Source organism: Mucilaginibacter litoreus (assembly GCF_042676805.1).
Lineage (GTDB): Bacteria > Bacteroidota > Bacteroidia > Sphingobacteriales > Sphingobacteriaceae > Mucilaginibacter > Mucilaginibacter litoreus.
Genome location: NZ_JBHTHZ010000001.1, coordinates 449,734 through 467,532, shown reverse-complemented (window position 1 = coordinate 467,532; position 17,799 = coordinate 449,734). Strand labels below are relative to the sequence as shown.

The 17,799-nt window shown below is 42.7% G+C and carries 18 protein-coding genes; 4 read left to right on the top strand and 14 right to left on the bottom strand.

What is annotated here, in order from left to right:
* Positions 1-4: 4 nt before the first annotated feature.
* Both ACFQZX_RS02210 and ACFQZX_RS02205 read right to left on the bottom strand, forming a co-directional pair.
* Positions 5-2,269 carry a M56 family metallopeptidase gene (locus tag ACFQZX_RS02210; protein WP_377110990.1) on the bottom strand — a complete coding sequence of 755 codons (2,265 nt, stop codon included), beginning with the start codon at positions 2,267-2,269 and terminating at the stop codon, positions 5-7.
* Positions 2,266-2,643 carry a BlaI/MecI/CopY family transcriptional regulator gene (locus ACFQZX_RS02205; RefSeq protein WP_377110989.1) on the bottom strand — a complete coding sequence of 126 codons (378 nt, stop codon included), beginning with the start codon at positions 2,641-2,643 and terminating at the stop codon, positions 2,266-2,268. Before ACFQZX_RS02205 ends, ACFQZX_RS02210 begins: the two co-directional genes overlap by 4 nt.
* Before the next feature lie 125 nt (positions 2,644-2,768).
* Here ACFQZX_RS02205 and dprA point away from each other — a divergent pair, with 125 nt between their 5' ends.
* A complete protein-coding gene (dprA, locus tag ACFQZX_RS02200; protein WP_377110988.1) occupies positions 2,769-3,869 on the top strand; it encodes a DNA-processing protein DprA in 1,101 nt (366 codons plus the stop codon).
* On the opposite strand, the gene ACFQZX_RS02195 is transcribed toward dprA, so the two are convergent.
* From ACFQZX_RS02195 to sppA, 8 genes are all read right to left on the bottom strand, one after another.
* Positions 3,862-4,341: a SixA phosphatase family protein gene (locus ACFQZX_RS02195; RefSeq protein WP_377110987.1), complete on the bottom strand. Its 480-nt coding sequence runs from the start codon at positions 4,339-4,341 to the stop codon at positions 3,862-3,864. The genes dprA and ACFQZX_RS02195 overlap by 8 nt on opposite strands.
* Positions 4,342-4,403: 62 nt before the next feature.
* The gene (locus tag ACFQZX_RS02190) at positions 4,404-5,033 is read right to left on the bottom strand and encodes a porin family protein (RefSeq protein WP_377110986.1); all 630 of its coding nucleotides are present in this window, start codon (positions 5,031-5,033) and stop codon (positions 4,404-4,406) included.
* A 53-nt stretch (positions 5,034-5,086) separates the two neighbouring features.
* Positions 5,087-6,052, bottom strand: coding sequence for a glycosyltransferase family 9 protein (locus ACFQZX_RS02185; protein ID WP_377110985.1), 966 nt, complete (start codon positions 6,050-6,052; stop codon positions 5,087-5,089).
* A 1-nt stretch (position 6,053) separates the two neighbouring features.
* On the bottom strand, positions 6,054-6,557 hold the full coding sequence (gene rfaE2 / locus ACFQZX_RS02180) for a D-glycero-beta-D-manno-heptose 1-phosphate adenylyltransferase (protein ID WP_377110984.1): 504 nt from the start codon (positions 6,555-6,557) through the stop codon (positions 6,054-6,056).
* 13 nt (positions 6,558-6,570) lie between these two features.
* Positions 6,571-7,125, bottom strand: a complete 555-nt coding sequence (gene gmhA / locus ACFQZX_RS02175) for a D-sedoheptulose 7-phosphate isomerase (protein ID WP_377110983.1) — start codon at positions 7,123-7,125, stop codon at positions 6,571-6,573.
* Positions 7,126-7,170: 45 nt separating this feature from the next.
* A complete protein-coding gene (gene rfaE1, locus ACFQZX_RS02170; RefSeq protein WP_377110982.1) occupies positions 7,171-8,151 on the bottom strand; it encodes a D-glycero-beta-D-manno-heptose-7-phosphate kinase in 981 nt (326 codons plus the stop codon).
* A 57-nt stretch (positions 8,152-8,208) separates the two neighbouring features.
* Positions 8,209-9,891 carry a helix-hairpin-helix domain-containing protein gene (locus ACFQZX_RS02165; protein WP_377110981.1) on the bottom strand — a complete coding sequence of 561 codons (1,683 nt, stop codon included), beginning with the start codon at positions 9,889-9,891 and terminating at the stop codon, positions 8,209-8,211.
* Positions 9,892-10,038: 147 nt separating this feature from the next.
* A complete protein-coding gene (sppA, locus tag ACFQZX_RS02160) occupies positions 10,039-11,814 on the bottom strand; it encodes a signal peptide peptidase SppA (protein ID WP_377110980.1) in 1,776 nt (591 codons plus the stop codon).
* 80 nt (positions 11,815-11,894) lie between these two features.
* On the opposite strand from sppA, the gene folK reads away from it, so the two are divergent.
* Positions 11,895-12,380 carry a 2-amino-4-hydroxy-6-hydroxymethyldihydropteridine diphosphokinase gene (gene folK, locus ACFQZX_RS02155; RefSeq protein WP_377110979.1) on the top strand — a complete coding sequence of 162 codons (486 nt, stop codon included), beginning with the start codon at positions 11,895-11,897 and terminating at the stop codon, positions 12,378-12,380.
* A 19-nt stretch (positions 12,381-12,399) separates the two neighbouring features.
* Complete coding sequence (locus ACFQZX_RS02150; RefSeq protein ID WP_377110978.1) at positions 12,400-12,777, top strand: Hpt domain-containing protein; 378 nt, start codon at positions 12,400-12,402, stop codon at positions 12,775-12,777.
* A gap of 188 nt (positions 12,778-12,965) precedes the next feature.
* Here ACFQZX_RS02150 and purS read toward each other — a convergent pair whose 3' ends face one another.
* The 3 genes from purS to rho all read right to left on the bottom strand — a co-directional run bounded on the left by purS (position 12,966) and on the right by rho (position 15,685).
* Positions 12,966-13,223, bottom strand: a complete 258-nt coding sequence (gene purS, locus ACFQZX_RS02145; protein ID WP_377110977.1) for a phosphoribosylformylglycinamidine synthase subunit PurS — start codon at positions 13,221-13,223, stop codon at positions 12,966-12,968.
* A 28-nt stretch (positions 13,224-13,251) separates the two neighbouring features.
* Positions 13,252-13,986, bottom strand: coding sequence for a CDP-diacylglycerol--serine O-phosphatidyltransferase (gene pssA / locus ACFQZX_RS02140; protein ID WP_377110976.1), 735 nt, complete (start codon positions 13,984-13,986; stop codon positions 13,252-13,254).
* 91 nt (positions 13,987-14,077) lie between these two features.
* The gene (gene rho, locus ACFQZX_RS02135; protein WP_377110975.1) at positions 14,078-15,685 is read right to left on the bottom strand and encodes a transcription termination factor Rho; all 1,608 of its coding nucleotides are present in this window, start codon (positions 15,683-15,685) and stop codon (positions 14,078-14,080) included.
* A gap of 247 nt (positions 15,686-15,932) precedes the next feature.
* Here rho and pyrF point away from each other — a divergent pair, with 247 nt between their 5' ends.
* Positions 15,933-16,766 carry an orotidine-5'-phosphate decarboxylase gene (gene pyrF, locus ACFQZX_RS02130; RefSeq protein ID WP_377110974.1) on the top strand — a complete coding sequence of 278 codons (834 nt, stop codon included), beginning with the start codon at positions 15,933-15,935 and terminating at the stop codon, positions 16,764-16,766.
* A gap of 119 nt (positions 16,767-16,885) precedes the next feature.
* Here the strand turns inward: pyrF and ACFQZX_RS02125 are convergent, their stop codons facing one another.
* Positions 16,886-17,422, bottom strand: a complete 537-nt coding sequence (locus ACFQZX_RS02125) for a pyridoxamine 5'-phosphate oxidase family protein (protein WP_377110973.1) — start codon at positions 17,420-17,422, stop codon at positions 16,886-16,888.
* Positions 17,423-17,799 lie beyond the last annotated feature (377 nt).

The window sequence follows — 17,799 nt, the reverse complement described above, 5'->3', positions numbered from 1 at the left end:
TGGTTTAGTTAGTAGAGAAAATAAGCGTTGCCTGTCCTATAAAGTTTTTTTGATTGATAACATCATTAGTTAATGGCTTTGGCGCATAATACTGTGATTCATCACTGTTGGTCAGCATAAAAGTAACTGCCAGTTTATAGGTACCGGGTGCCTTATTAATAGTTTGGCTGTAAGTACTTAAGGCCCGTGCAGCTTCGGCATCGCACGCAGGATCAAATCCTTTATCAACTTTTACACCTGTTACTTTGTGGTCTTTATTTATATCAAGAGATAACAATACATGCCCGTTAACTTTGTTTTGAAAAGCCACAGTGGGATAACGGGTATGTTTTTTCAGGTAAGTAATAAGATCTTTATAAGCGGCATCAAATGGTGGTGGTGGCGGCGGCCTTTTGCTTATCTGGGCTGCTGTTGGTGGCGCAACTGCTGCATTTTTTTTAACAACCGGTGGCGGTGGCGGCGGGATATTCTTTAGACCTTTTTGCTGAGCATCTGTCATCCCCACAATGTTAATTACGCCTATGTAGTTTTCATCTTTAGTAGCAACCGGAGGCGGAAACTTTACATTATTATCTCCAAGCATCATGAAATTAATACCCAGTTTATAATCGCCTGCCGGGGATTTTATTTTGCCTTTAAAGCTTTTTACCGATTGCAATAAGGCTTCATTCAAACCAAGCCCGGCTTTGCCCATTACATTCGCGTTGGTTACATTCCCTCCTTCATCTACATGGAAATTTAATAATGTACCTCCGCTTCGTTTACTTTTAACAGCTTCCGCAGGATATTTTACAGTAGCAGAAAGGTAGTCTACGAACGTTTCAAAAGGCGACTTAACTACAGTCGGCGGCGGTGGTGGAGGCGGAAGGTTACGTTGTTTTTGCTGTACGGATGCAGGGGCGTTTACCTTTTTCAGATACCCTTTCATGTCGTAATTAAAAAACTTGTATCCGTATTTTTCCGCCAGCATTTTGCGCTCGGCATCGGTAGCATCTGTACTGTTATAGGTTTTTTCGTTGCCATTGTTATCTGTAACTGTTACAGTAAAATACTCGGTTTTATCATCTATTAAATAGCCCCTTTCCTGTATGATATTACCGTTTTTTATAATGGCAGGTGGCTTCGTAGCAAACGTAGTATCGGCTTTGAGTGATTCGCGCGGTACAATTTCTATTAGGTAACCATGTTGCTTGGCTTCTGTTTGTTGCTCTTTGGTTAGTGTTGCTACAGTGTACTCTCTCTTAAAACCGTCCTCTTTGTCTACAACCACCTTATCTGATATTCCAGAAATGTTAGCGGCAATATCTGTTAATTTAAGGGTATATTTTGCGCTGTCTGCTTTTGCAGCTACAGGCATTGCCTTTCGTGGAGACAGATCTATTAGCCCGTAATCCTTACTAAACACCAGTGTTGATGCGCCAAGCATCCCCACACAAAGTGGTACTGCTGCCAGGTATTTTAGCCTTGCTAACTTACCCGACCGTTTTTGATTTAACATGATTATTCTCCTTTTTAAAAGATTGTTATTAAAAAATGAATGAGTAACGGAGGCACCTGGCAGTCCATAAGCGCTGCTAAGCAGGAAAGATGAATAAGCCAGCGTGTCATTTTCAAGGGCCGCGGTTTGCTCGTCGGCTATATATTCATGCACCGTTTTCAGGCTTTGCTGAAACATATATACTATAGGACTGAACCAGTTGACCACTTTCAAAATCTCCAGAAACAGGATGTCTACAGAGTGTTTTTGGCGGATATGTACCATTTCATGGGCTATAATGGTATGGGGCTGTTGCAGATCTGTACCTATATACAGGTAATTAAAAAATGAAAAGGCCGTATGGCTTTCAGTCAGCTTAACAAGTTGGTATTCTGAGGTTTCTTGTGATTTACCGGCTTTTGTTAAATTATATAAACGCCATAGCCTGATAACGAAAACAATAAATGCAACTAATACACCGGCGGCATAAATGTATGCCAATATATCATTAAGGGTTATTTGAATAGATGGTGCAGTTTTAGCGGTATGCTGCTCTATGTTTGTGAATGGTACATAAGAGGTACGCACAGAAACCGTTTGTATACTTTGAGCAGGTGCTGATTTTAAGGCACTTACCTGTGTAAGCGGAATTATAAAAGCCAAAATGCATGCTGAGATCAGATACACCCGGCCAAGTGTATAGTGGGTATTGTTATCAAGCAGCAAGCGGTAGCATAAATAAAATACCCCCAGGTATATATTCGCTTCTATAAGGTAATGTAGCCAGCTCATTTTTTTTGCGATTTAAGTTTTTCAATCAGTTCACTTAATTCGTCCAGCTCCTTAACACCAAGCTTTTTTTCATCGGCAATAAAGGATACCAGGCTTTTATAAGAGTTATCAAAGTAGTTGGTCATCAGCTTATCAATGGTATACTTTTTATATTCAGCTTCGCTGATAAGCGGGAAATACACATGTGAATTGCCATAGGCTTTATGATCAATAAACCCTTTGCCTTCTAATACCCGCACTACGGTTGATACGGTATTGTATGCTGGTTTGGGGTCGGGCATTTGCTCCAATATGTCTTTTACTATAGCTTCGTTTAACTGCCATAGTATCTGCATAATCTGTTCCTCGGCTTTGGTGAGTTCCTTGTGTTTCATTGCAAACTATTTTTATAGTTAGGCTAAGGTAAAACTATTTTTATAGTTTGCAAACTATTTTTGTAGTTTTATTTTTTGCTAATAATTTTAGGCTAAAGCGTTATATTGGTGCTCGCTTAAATCTTATGTCGTTACACCATCAAATAGCTTTAACTTTTCTCAAAAAAATTGGTCCTGTGCTGGCAAAATCAATGATTAGCCAGTTTGGGAGCGCCGAGCAGGTATTTAAACTTTCAAAAGATGCGCTGACCAAAGCCAGAGGGGTAGGGGCAAAAACGTTAGTAAGTACTGATTTTGATGAAGCGCTGAAACGGGCGGAACGTGAGCTGGATTTTATTGAGCGCAATAACATAGATGTTATATATTATACGGATGCGCGTTATCCGCGCAAGCTAAAAAGCTGCCACGACTCACCCCTTCTTTTATACTCAAAAGGTAATGCCAATCTTAATAATCAGCGCGTTATCAGCGTTGTTGGCACCCGTAATGCTACCGACTATGGCCGAAACCTATGCAGGCAGTTGATTGAAGAGTTGCAGGAATATAATGTACTCGTAGTTAGCGGCCTGGCTTTAGGTGTAGACACGGCAGCGCACAGGGAAAGCCTGCGGTTAAACATTCCTACCGTTGGCGTATTGGGCCATGGCTTTGACAGGATGTACCCGGCAGGTAACCGCTCGCTGGCCGAAAAGATGCAGCAAAATGGTGGTTTGCTTACCGAGTACCCATCAGAAACGGTGCCTACTAAAGATAATTTTCCGCAGCGCAACCGCATTGTAGCGGGCATGGCAGATGCCACAATAGTTGTTGAGGCAAGTATAAAAGGTGGTGCTTTGATAACGGCCGAGATAGCCAATAGTTATAACCGCGATGTGTTTGCTTTCCCCGGAAGGCTGGGAGATGAATATTCTGAAGGCTGTAACTTCCTCATCCGCAATAACAAGGCTGGATTATTAACCTGTACCGCCGATCTGCCTTATAGCCTGGGGTGGGAAAGGAATTCAGAAGCTAAAGGCATGCCCGATCAGTTGACACTGCCTATAGATCTGTCTGAAGAGGAGCGTAAAGTATTTGAAATAATTCAGTTAAATAAAGCTCCGCTCGCAATAGATGATCTTTCTCTCAGGGCGGATATGCCTGTAAGCCAGTTAGCCATGACACTCCTTGATATGGAATTACAGGGATTTATCCGCTCCCTACCGGGGAAAACCTATGCTATCAATTAATTTTTGGCGTATTGTAATAACTAAGTTTACCGGCGCCCTCATATAGTTCCATCCAGCTTTGTACTTCAAATTCTATTAGTGCTATCGCACAGGTAGGCACATCTTTAATTTCATTACTCAGGTAATAAAGTACCTGGCTTATACCGGGGTTGTGCCCAACCAAAGCAATAAAATCATGCTCATCAGGCAGGTTATAAATCACCTTTAACAGCATGCTTTCGCTTGCATCATATATGTTACTGTTGGTGATAGCCTGTGGTAAGCCCAATGCCTGGCTAAAGACGTTTGCGGTTGAGAGTGTTCGCAATGCAGGGCTTGCTATTAATATCTGCGGTTTAATATGATCAGCATTTAATCTGGAAACCATCAACTCCGCCTGGTGGAAACCTTTATCTGTCAGTGGGCGCTCAAAATCTATGAAGCCGCTTTCGTGGGTGGCTTTGGCATGGCGTATCAGTAGCAGCTTTTTCATGGTTTATAAAAATAAAAAAAGCGGAGCAAATGCCCCGCTTTAGTTGTTAAAAAAACTTAGCATTAAAAAGCATAGCCTACCGAAATGCCAAAGACACGCGTTTTTGTTGATGATGATGATTGGTTTGATATATCTGTTAAACCCAAATCGTAATTAAGATTCAATAATACACCTTGCTTAAATTTATAGCCAATAAGAGCTGTAGCGCCAGCATCAATTCTTTTGTATTGGTCTTCGCCATCACCAAATCCAATATCATCAGATTCACTTTGTCCATTGCTGTTACCTTCAAGTTTTGCTGATAAACCATATCCAAGATACGGACCGGCGCCGATGTAAAACGTACCTGCTACTGAATTAACATTGTAAACAAAGTTTAATGGAAGTTGCAGATAGTTGATTTTTGCCTTAATAGTGATATTGGTTTCGTCAAATTCGCCAGACTCTTTAGCGCCCTTACCCGTGTAAAGTAATGCAGGCTGTACAGACCAATTGCTCCCGGCTTTAAAGTCAACAAAAATACCTGCAGAAAAAGAGGTAAGTGTTCCGGTAGTAATGCTACTGGACGAGGTGTTAGAAGAACTGGTTAACGAAGCAAGGTTTAAACCACCTTTAATTCCCACTGTTGGGGTTTGTGCAAAAGTTGCAGATACTGCGAATGCGCAGCAAATTGAGAGTAAAATTTTTTTCATTGTGCTTTGATTTAGCTTGAGCGGCGAAGGTAAAGAGTTTTTCGGAAGATTAGCTACCTGTTTACAAAATCTGTAATAGGCGCCTCGGGCATATCCCACATACATTTAAAATGCCCGAGCGGGCACTTTTCCAACCCGAATTTAGAACATGGGCGGCAATACAGATCTATCCCCGAAACCAATGACTCTTTTACCATATAGGGTTGAACACCAAGCAGATCAGGTATGGTGCCGCCCCAGATAGATACAATTGGCTTTTTAAAGGCTTCGGCAATATGGGTAAGGCCGGTATCAAAGCCTATAACACTTTTAGCCTGCGAAACTAAAAAAACCGATTCATCCAAAGTGGTTTTGCCGCATGAGTTATATACTTTTTCACCTGCAGCCGCTGCAATTTCATCTCCGTTTGCTGTCACATCGTTGCCGCCCAGTAATACTATAGGTAAATTAATATCACCGCAAATGCTGCTGATTTTTTTATTAGGCATCCGCTTGGTAAAGTGCGTTGCGCCTATTACAAACGCCACATATCCACTTTGGTGCGATGCTGGCAGCAAACTGGCCAGCTGGTGGTTTTCTTTGATATAATAATCAATAGGTTGGCCGTCATTTGTTACCCCTAAAAACTGTACAGCTTTCATGTAACGGTCCACCAGGTGCAATGGCGGTACAAGGTTTTTACGCAACTTTAAACTAAGCCATTTTCTGATAGTCTGTTTGCTGTAGGTAGATGATCTGATGCCTGTCCTTATCTTGATGATAGCCGTACGAAGGTTGTTATGCAGGTCGATGAGGTAATCGTATCGCTCAGATTTAATTTCGGCTATGGTTTCATTCAATATTGGCTTTAACAACAGCAGCTTATCTACATAGGGGTTATTATCATATATATATTTAAAGGCGGGCTTGGTTATAAAGTGTATTTCGGCATCGGGCAGTTGCTTTTTAAGGCAGCGTACCACGGGTGTAGTATAAATTATATCACCCATCGAGCTGAAACGGATAACCAGTACCTTCATGCTATGTGGTTTGCGCCCTTATTTTATTGATGATAGATGTTGATGAATATCCCTCAACCAGGTTGATGGTTTTTACTTCGCCGCCATTGGCCAATACTTCCTTAGCGCCGGCTATCTGGTCAACGGTATAATCGGCTCCCTTAACCAGTATATCTGGCAGCAGGTGCGCTATAAGGTCGCGCGGGGTATCATCTTCAAATAAGATAACCGCATCCACAAAAAACAAGGCTGCCAATAAGGCCGCACGGTTATTTTGGTCGTTCACCGGTCGGCTTTCGCCCTTTAACCGCTTAACAGATGCATCCGTGTTAAGGCCGATGATCAGTTTATCACCTAACTCTGCGGCCTTGGATAGGTAAGTAATATGCCCTAAATGCAGCAGATCAAAAACGCCGTTGGTAAAAACTACCCGCTTATCCTCTTTCTTCCAGTTGGCTATCTGAGTTGTAAGGGCAGGCAGGGATATGATCTTATCAAGCAGTGTTTGTTCAAGATTAGGGCGCATAAAAGGTGTTAAATTAAAATAATTCGTCAACGGCCTTACACAAAATATGGCCTATAAGTATGTGCATTTCCTGTATACGGGCAGTTATGTTTGATGGTACTACAAGGTTTAAATCGCATATCCCATTCATTTTCCCGCCATCCCTGCCGGATAGGCCCAGGGTTTTGCACCCTAACTGGCTTGCCGACTTAAAAGCATTCAATATCCCCTGGCTGTTACCACTGGTGGATATACCAATGAACAGATCGCCTGGTTGCGCCAGCGCCTCAACCTGCCGCGAAAACACATGCTCATAGCCATAATCATTAGCTATTGCGGTAAGCGCGGATGTATCAACCGTTAAAGCAATGCCCGGCAAAGCGCGGCGTTCTTTTACAAAGCGTCCGCTAAGCTCGGCTGCTATATGCTGGGCGTCCGCAGCACTGCCGCCGTTACCGGCTATAAGCACCTTGTTGCCGTTGTTTATGGCATCGGTAATTAGCTTACAGGCATATTCAATATCGCCGGTAAGGGTTTCAATTACCTTTTGTATGGTGTTTTGGTGTTCGTATAATTCTTCAATTACCATTTCAATGTATCGTCAGATGGGCATTGCTGCCTTAATTTATAGTTGTTAACGGATTTCCATATCATGCAGTATCTCATTTACGGTAGTCACTGCACTGCCCGGTTGCCTAATTACGATAGCCGCTGCATGGTTGGCCAGTTCGCACGCTTCTTCTATGTTAAAGCCCTGGGCCATAAAGTAGGCCATGGTGGCTATTACGGTATCACCAGCGCCGGTAACATCAAACACCGAGGTAGCTTTTACCGGCAACAGTTTATAAGCCAGCGGGCTTATAATGGCCATGCCCTGTTCAGATAAGGTAACCACAATATATTCGGCACCAGTCTGTTTCAGTATGATCTGTGCTGCCTGCTGCACTTCTTCAATGCTGCCTATTTTTTCCACTTTGGCGGCCTCGGCAAGTTCTTTACGATTAGGCTTAATGATATACGCCCCTTTGTATTTTAAATAATTTAAGCCTTTGGGGTCAATAATTACTTTTTTACCCTGGGCATTGGCCTCATCAATAAGTTGTTGAGTCAAATCTGGCGAAAATAAGCCTTTATTATAATCTGATAATATAATTACATCAGCCTTTGCAATGTATTGTTTGATATTATCAATAAAGCTTTGTTGAAGATGCGACGGTAGCGGCGTAGCAACTTCACGGTCTACCCGTACGAGTTGATGGCTGCCTGCCATAACACGTGTTTTTATGGTAGTAGGGCGGGAGCTGTCTTTAAATATTCCCTGTGCATTAACGCCTTCATTTTCCAGTACTTCGGTCAGTCTTACCGCGTCTGCATCATCTCCGGTTACACCGCCGAGGGTGATTTCGGCGCCAAGTGCAAGCAGGTTCTGGGCTACATTGGCAGCGCCTCCGGGTGTTATAAATTCGCGGTTCACATTAACTATGGGGACGGGTGCTTCGGGCGATAACCGGTTTGCATCACCTATAATATAATGGTCAATCATCAGATCGCCTATCACCAGGATATTTGGCTTGAGGCCGGCTTGTTGTTTTTCGCGTACTTTTTGTGATAACATAAATGTTACTGGGCGGATATAGGGTTGTTTTTGATTACTGTGTTTTGCAGCGAATTGCTACACCATGGCCGCTTTTTTCTTCTCAAACACCTTTTTTATTTCGTCCAAAGGTAATGCATTTAGGCATTGTTCTTTAGTTATACCACCTTTTCGGGCAATATAGACACCGTATTTCATGTCCTGCAGCCTGCTGGTGCGATGTGCATCGGGGTTGATAGATAACATTACGCCCTTCTCAAGCGCGTAGTGGTGCCATCGCCAGTCGAGGTCGAGCCTAAGCGGATTAGCATTTATCTCGATGACGACATTGTTGGCTGCGCATGCGTCGATCACTTTTTCATAGTCAATTTCGTACCCCCTGCGGCTAAGCAAAAGCCTGCCGGTAGGGTGGCCTAAAATGGTAGTATAAGGGTTTTCAATAGCTTTAATGATACGAGCAGTAGCCTTTTCCTTATCCATTTTAAGGTTGGAGTGTACCGATGCTACTATAAAATCAAACCGCTGAAGTATCTCTTCAGGGTAGTCAAGCGCGCCGTCATTCAAAATATCCGACTCGATGCCTTTGAAAATATGAAAGCCTTCGAGCCTTTTATTCAGGTGGTCAATTTCTTCCTGCTGCTGCAATACCCTTTCAATGCTCAGCCCTTTAGCGTAGAAAGCACTCTTGCTGTGGTCGCAAATGCCCAAATATTGCAGCTTTAATTCGTCGCGGCAGTATAGAGCCATTTCTTCAAGCGTATTTACACCATCGCTCCAGGTACTGTGATTATGCAGTGCGCCTTTCAGGTCGTGGTAGGTAATGAGTGTGGGCAGTTGGTTATTGTTTGCTTTTTGTATGAAGGTAGTGCCTTCGCGCAATTCGGGCTGTATCCAGGTCAGGTTGGCCTTTTCGTAAATAAGTTCTTCACTGGCGGGCGATTCAAGCTCGTTACTGATGCGTTTCATAACTGCATCCACATGCTCTTCGCTGCCGGTATTTATAAACAACTCTTTATAATACTGCGACCTTTGCACACATATAATATCAACCAGTAACCCGCTCTTAAGCTCGCCCGAAACATGGGTGCCGTTGAGGCTTACGTTACTTAAAATATCAGAATTTACCAGCGCGTTATAGGCAATTTGCTGATCTATGCTGCCAATAACGATCACCAGTTCGCTGATCACCTCGCTAAGGCGACGGAATTCCCCGGCAAAATGTTTAAGGGCGTCCGGAAATACCGCGCGGATCTCTTCCATCAGCTCATGCGCTTCTTCCTCTACCTGGGCATACAGGAATTTGCCGTTACCGGCCATCCGGAACTCAATGACTTTTTTTATCTCCTCCTGCGTTTTTAAACCGAAGCCTTTTGCTTCTATCAGTCGGTTTTCATTACAGGCATAATAAAGTTCGCCAAGGTTTTCTATGCCGAGTTCCTTCCATATGATCGCTATTTTTTTTGGGCCGATACCTTTAATGCCCATCATTTCAACAATTCCCTCGGGGGTTTTGGCAATCATATCCTCCAGCTCGGTAATGGTACCTGTTTGCAGTAATTCTATAATTTTTGCTGCTGTACTTTTGCCAATTCCTTCTGTTTTTTCAAGCTCATCCTGTGTCTTACCATCTATATTAAAAGGCAGCTTATCTATTTTGAAAGCCGCGTTAGCTATAGATTTTATCTTAAAAGGATTAACCTCATGCAATTCCATCAACTGCGACAGCAGCCTGAAGGTGCGGGCTATTTGCTTGTTCTCCATAAAGTTTATCAGTCGGTAAAAATAGAAAATTGGCCTTGCTGTACGAAATACATTTATGCTTGAACAGCTAACCTAAACAGATGTTTTAACAGGTAAATACAAAAGCCACCCATAAGGGGTGGCTCCAAAACTTTGTATCACAGGAACTTATTTTATAACCACATCATAAGGCATGCGCATTTGCGGGGTGCGCATCATTTTGGTAACGCCTTTTATCTGTTGATATATACCGTAGTTTTCGCCAAGCTCGGCTTTTACAAAATGCGCTTTTACCTCAGATGTAAGGCCTTCGCCAAATCTGTCGAGGGTGCTTTTTTGCTCCGGGTAGCTTACCAGTTTATAATCTTTTAGTCCGGCTTTCTTAGCGGCCGATCTTACCGCGTCTTTAACATTTCCCAACCTGTCAACCAAGCCTATCTTTAAGGCCTGGGTGCCTGTCCATACCCGGCCCTGGCCAATGCTGTTGATGTATTCCTGGGTTTTGCCACGCCCTTGGGCAACGGCTTTGGTAAAATCGTCGTACCCTCGGTTTACGCTGTTTTGTAAAATTAGCCTTTCTTCAGGCGTTAACGGGCGACTAACATCTCCCAAGTCGGCATACTTACCGGTTTTTACACCATCAAAGGTAACGCCCAGCTTATCATTAAACAGTTTTTGCATGTTAGGCAATACTGCGAAAATGCCTATCGAGCCTGTAATGGTATTGGGTTCGGCTATGATCGAGTCGGCCGCGCAAGCAATATAATACCCGCCAGAAGCGGCAACATCGCCCATGGATACGATAATAGGTTTTACTTTTTTAGTAAGCATCACCTCGCGCCATATCACATCAGACGCCAGCGAACTGCCGCCCGGAGAATTTACCCGCAGCACTACAGCTTTAACTTTATCATCTGTACGTACCTTACGCAGCGCTTTTGATATGGTTTCCGAGCCAATGTTGTTATCGTCCCCCTCACCGCCGGATATTTCGCCCGAGGCGTAAACTATGGCAATGCGGTTTTTGGAGCCCGTTTGTTTGGTGTCACCAGATTCAGGCGTGTTGCTTTTCAGATAAGCATCCATCTCAACCCCGGCCAGGTCATCTTTCTTATCAACACCTGTTCGGTGTTTCAGATCGGCTATGATCTCATCTTTATACTTTAAACCATCAACAAGGCCATATTTAACCGCATCTTCGGGCTGTTGAATACGTGCGGTATTGGCGTAGTTAAATAGCGAATCCTTATTGATATGACGCGCGTTGCTGATACCGGTCAAAAAATGATCGTACATGGAATTGAGGTACGAGGTAACCTGCATACGGTTAGCATCGCTCATTTTGGTGAGTACAAATGGCTCAACAGCGCTTTTATAAGTGCCTACTTTGATTACCTGGGCCTCGATGCCCAGTTTATCAAGCGCCCCTTTTAAAAAGGTAATTTCCGAACTGAAACCCCTGAACTCAAATATACCTTTGGGGTTGATGTAAACTTTATCTGCTACAGATGCCAGATAATAAAAACCCTGTGTATAAATTTCAGAGTAAGCAACCAGGAACTTGCCGGATTTTTTAAAATCTATCAGCGCGTTGCGTATCTCTTCGGTAGTTGCCTGGCCATTCATCATGTAGCTTTCGTCTAAAAAGATACCCTTTATATGGTCGTCGTTTTTAGCTTTTCTGATACTCGCCAGTATATCGTTGAGCCCAAGATCGCGCGGTTTATCCAACCCTAAAAATGGCAGGTTATTTAAAGGATTATTAGGAGTACGTTCGGTTATTGCATAATCAAATTTGATATAAAGTACAGAATTTGAATCGACCTCGATCGTTTTATCGCTGCCCGCAACACCAATAATACCCAGCAAAATCAAAAAACCAACAATAAAAACAAGTGTAATACCAACAACGGTAGCCAATACAAATTTTAAGAATTGTTTCATTAACTATTATAAATCATTTATCTATGCAAACTTAGCAATTGCATGGTATTAAGAGCTAAACCGTTGATATTTGTTACAACATGATTGATGTTTTTTTACTATTAGGAAGTAATCTGGGGGATAGGCAACTGTTTTTGCGAAAGGCAATTAGGCTTATTGAGCGGGATATTGCGCCTGTTATTCAACTATCATCGGTTTATGAAACGCAATCCTGGGGTAAAACAGATCTGCCCGACTACCTTAACCAGGTAGTGTTGCTTCAAACCCGTTTATCCGCGCAACAGGTTTTACAAAAGGTGTTAAGCATCGAAGCAGCGCTTGGAAGGGTGCGCGAGGAAAAATGGGGATCGCGGGTGATTGATATTGATATATTATTTTACGGAGATGAGATCATCAATGAAAAAGATCTGATTGTACCTCATCCGCAATTACACAACCGCAGGTTTACTATTGAGCCGCTTTTTGAGCTTGCACCTGATCTTGCTCACCCACAATTAAATAAATCAATTAAACAGTTAAAAAATGAACTGACTGATAACTTGATAGTGAAAAAATTATATTTTTGATTTATATAAACCAATATAAATGGCCGATTTATTACCTAACCAGGACCTTGACCTTTCTTTTTTGTACGAAATTGCTGATGGCAGCGATGAATTCATAGTAGATTCGATAGGTATGTTTCTTGAACAAACCCCTCAGTTGCTTGAAACCATTACCAACGCTATAAACGCACAGGATTGGGAAACGGCATCTGCCGTATCGCACAAGTTAAAACCCAACCTTGGCTTTTTTGGTATGCCTGTAAGCCAGGCAACCATACAAGAGGTTGAACTGGCCTGCAAAGCAGGCGCGCCAAACCCGGAAGAAGTTATTGAGAAGTTTAACCGGGTAAAAGCTACAGTTACCGCCAACCTGGCCGAGCTAAAAAAAATCAAGACAGAAAAGGAAGCGAATCTGTAATAGAGGTGAAAGCAAAAAGGCTAAAGCTGAAAGTATAAGATAGCCTGAAAATGAGGCAACATCAAACTGATTATAAAAAAAATAAGCAAGCCAATTGGCTTGCTTATTTTTTTTATACGGTAATATTTAAAAGCTTTAGACCTTTAGTCCATCAGCTTTACTCTCTGAGTTTTAGTCTTTCCGCTTACTTAAGCTACTTCTTCCAGTTTAAAGCTGTAGCTTTCCATGATTAGGTTGGCTAATAGGTTTTTGCAGGCTTCATCCACTTTTGCACTTGCGGTAGCTTCGCTGTCGGCCTCAATTTCCAATGAAATGTGCTTGCCTATCCTGATATTTTGTATCTCAGATAATCCAAGGTTTTTCATGCTGCCGGTAACGGCTTTCCCTTGTGGGTCAAGAATCTCTTTTTTCGGCATTACATCAATTTCGGCCAGGTATTTTTTCATTTTTAATTAATATAAATACAGTACATAGCTATTTTTTTGAACCGCTTATTACTGTATCATCAGCAAATTTAAGTTGAATTAATGATAAGGTGATATACATTACTATAACCACCGGAACCGCCGCAAATTTAAAAAATAGTATGAGTATTGCCGAAAACAGCAGTAACAAATAGCGGTAAAAATTTTTATTGAAATCGCGGTTTTTAAATTTTAATGACATCAGCGGAATTTCTGCAACCAGTAATACACACATCACAATAATAAATACCGACAACAGGTAAGGGTTAAGCACATACTTGGCAACCCCGGTGTATTGTATAAGTATTAAAGGTATCGAAGCAATTAATATAGCGTTTGCCGGGGTAGGCAACCCAATAAAACTTTCGGCCTGGCGGGTATCTGTGTTGAATTTGGCCAGCCTTAATGCCGAGAAAACCGGTATAAGAAATGCAATGAAGTTAAGCCACTCACTTACATGCGGTATCTGGGGCGCCTGCAGCATCAGCATATACATAATTGCCGAAGGCAACACACCAAAACTTACCATATCTGCCAACGAATCCAGATCTTTACCGATGCCCGAAAAGGACTGAAGCACACGGGATGCAAAGCCGTCAAAAAAATCAAATATGGCCGCCAGAAAGATGGCATAAGCGGCAAATACTAAGTTATCCTGAAAAGTAAAAACAATCCCGATGCATCCGCTGAACAAGTTTGCGCATGTTATTGCATTCGGAACATGTTTTCTTACCCGTCGACTCATAATATGATGAAGGTATCACAAAATTTACAAAAACGCAAAGGGAGTTATAATTAACCTTATGTTACCTATAACTCCTTTTTGTATGCAAATATTATGAATTCATTGATATTAAGAACTCTTCGTTAGTTTTTGTACCGCGTATCTGCGCCTGCAAAAACTCCATCGATTCTTGCGAGTTCATGTCGGCAAGGTGGTTGCGCAATATCCATATACGCTGCAGGGTATCGCGGTCAAGCAACAGGTCGTCGCGGCGGGTGCTTGATGCGGTTATATCTATAGCAGGGAAAATGCGTTTGTTTGATAGCTTACGATCCAGCTGAAGCTCCATGTTACCGGTACCTTTAAATTCTTCAAAGATCACCTCGTCCATTTTAGAGCCGGTTTCTGTAAGGGCCGTAGCAATAATGGTTAATGAGCCGCCATCCTCAATGTTACGCGCGGCGCCAAAAAAGCGTTTAGGCTTGTGCAATGCATTGGCATCAACACCGCCCGATAATATTTTGCCGGATGCAGGGGCTACAGTATTATAGGCACGGGCCAGGCGGGTTATCGAGTCCAGCAGGATAACTACATCATGGCCGCACTCAACCATGCGTTTTGCTTTTTCCAGTACGATGTTCGCAATTTTTACGTGGCGTTCGGCCGGCTCATCAAATGTTGATGATACTACCTCGGCACGTACGCTGCGTGCCATATCGGTAACCTCCTCCGGGCGCTCATCTATCAACAAGATGATAAGGTAAACCTCGGGGTGGTTTTTAGCTATAGCATTAGCCACATCTTTAAGCAGCATGGTTTTACCCGTTTTTGGCTGCGCTACAATTAACCCGCGCTGCCCTTTTCCAATGGGCGAAAAAAGGTCCATGATACGGGTTGAGTAGTTACCCGGATCGGTAAACAGGCTTAATTTTTCTGACGGGAAAAGTGGTGTAAGGTGGTCAAAAGGTACACGGTCTCGCACCTCGGCAGGTATACGGCCGTTAATGGCCTCAACCCTTACCAGCGGGAAGTATTTTTCACCCTCTTTTGGCGGGCGTATGCTGCCACGCACGGTATCACCGGTTTTTAACCCGAATAATTTAATTTGCGATTGCGAAACATAAATATCATCGGGCGAGGTAAGGTAATTATAATCAGACGAGCGAAGGAAACCGTAACCATCAGGCATAATTTCAAGCACACCCTCGTTTACAATAACGTTATCAAAATCAAGGTTGATAGCAGGTTCCTGTGATTTTTGCTGTTGCTGGTTATTACGGCGGTCAAACTTTTGCGGGCGCGTTTCAGCAACGGGTGCTTCCGGCTGAGCGCTTTGCTGCTCGGTAGGGGCGCTTTGCTCTGCAGCCGGTGCTGCGGCTGTTACTTCTTCTGCTTCTGTTTGTGATTCGTCGGGCTGATCAAATAAATTTGTATCGTCCAAAGGGACTTCAACACGTGGCTCTTTGCTTTTAATTGTGCGTGTACGCTTGCGTGGCTTATCGGTTGACTCGGCTGCCGCGGGGGCGGCCGTTTTTTCTGTATAGTTGTTGTTGGTTATTTGTTGTTGGTTGCGTGCAGTTTCTATCAGGTTTTGCTGCTCAACAATAGCAGTTATCAGCTGTGCTTTTCTGTAGTCGTCGGCTTCTGCAATACCTAAACTTTTGGCAATTTCGCGCAACTCAGATACGAGTTTGTCGTTCAATTCGGTTGTCTCAGACATGTTATGAATTATAGTTCAATTGGAATTATATTGAAAGATTGTTGTGAAACCCTGATTATGCAATATCAAGCCCAGGTAAGTATTAGATAAATAATAACGTGGAGATCAAAATTGTTTCTTTAGTACAAGAAATAAATCAGGAAACGTTGCAATTTTACTGAAAATATATCGAATTGCAAATTTATTAAAAAAAATAAGAGTTGTATATTAATTTTTAGTTTTGCCTACTTACTTAAAATTCCGTTAAATGCTATCGCGAAGCCAGCTGATTGAACAGATAAAGCAAAAAAGAACGTTCCTGTGTATAGGCCTTGACACTGATATTGATAAGATACCGGCCTTTTTGAAAGAATATCCTGATCCGGTTTTTGAATTCAACAAGCGAATAATTGATGCCACCCGCGATCTTTGTATCGCTTATAAGCCCAATGCCGCTTTTTATGAGGCGCGGGGTGTTAAGGGACTTCTGAGCCTGATTGCCACACAGCAATACCTGCCAAAAGATTGCCTGAACATTATTGACGCTAAAAGAGGCGATATAGGGAATACATCAGATAACTATGCCCGTGCTTTTTTTGATCAGCAAAATTCAGGTATGGATTTCGATGCCATAACCGTTACACCATATATGGGTAATGATAGTGTTACGCCTTATTTAAAGTATGATGATAAATGGGTAATTATCTTAGCGCTCACCTCATCTGCAGGCAGCAAAGATTTTCAGTACCTTAACACAGGCGAGGGCTTTTTATATGAAACAGTAATTAAAAAGGCAAACACCTGGGCTGGCGCAGATAGGCTGATGTTTGTAGTGGGCGCTACTAAAAGCACCGAGTTTACCGATATACGCAAACATGCACCGGATAACTTTTTACTGGTACCGGGCGTAGGAGCACAGGGTGGCAGCCTGGAAGATGTTTGTAAATATGGTATGACCAAAGATTGCGGGCTGATCGTCAACTCTTCGCGGGGCATTATTTACGCCAGCAACGGCGAGGATTTTGCCGAAGCCGCACGTGCTGAAGCCCTGAAACTGCAACAACAAATGCAGCAGGAACTGGAGAAAGCGGGAGTTATTTAAGAGAGTCAAGAGTCAAGAGTCAAGAAGCAAGAAGCAAGAAGCATGAGCCAAGAACCAGGAGCCAGGAGTAATCCTGATTCCTGATTCTTTAATCTTGACTCTTGAATCCAAGGTCTTATTTATGCTTCAAGTTTTCCCTCGATAGAATCGTCAAGCGTTTGGCCTATGGCCGAGCCTACCAGTTGTTTAACAAAGGCGATGGCATTGCCGTGTTTATTATCCCAATAGTAGCCCTGGGTTGGAGATACCTTTATAACGGTAATGCGTGGATCGTCTTTACCTTCGGTGAACCAGGTTTTTAAGATAGGCTCCCAAAGTTCATCAATTTTAGCTTTGTCTTTGCTGATCTCTGCCGTACCATAGATATTCAAAAAATCCGAGTGTGCAGAACCCTGAAATAGCAGTTGCACGAATGGGTCGTGGCTTATTTCGTTATTTTTGTGGCTGTCGTCTGCGCTTAAAAACCAAAGGTCACCATTGTCGTCAATTTTTTGCGGCGACATAGGGCGGGTAGAAAAAGGCAGGCCTGTTTTAATGTTGCTGCAGAAAAAGCAGCTTGAGGCGGCTTCTGCCAGTTCCTTCATTTTTTTCCATGCCTCGTTACCTTGCAGGTTCTGAAAGTTATCTTCTGGTTGTTGTTGATTAATGCTATCCATTGTAATATTTCAATAAGTTAAATGATAAGATATTAACCTTGATGAAAATTAATTGTTTGGATAAGAATGCTGTATTAGTAAATTGTTGTCAATATGAGGTGTACGCTTTACTAATGGTTCGACAGGCTCACCATGACACTCTTTGATGTGTCAGTCTGAAGCTTGTCGAAGACTTGTACGCTTTACTAATGGTTCGACAGGCTCACCATGACACTCTTTGATGTGTCAGTCTGANGGAAGGTAAACCCTGCTGAAGCAGGTAAGTCAATAGTCGATGGTTGGCTCATGATGCGAGTATATATTATGTCATTGCGAGGAGGTACGACGAAGCAATCTCAGCAGATATGATAAGCATGCGTATGAGATTGCTTCGCTAT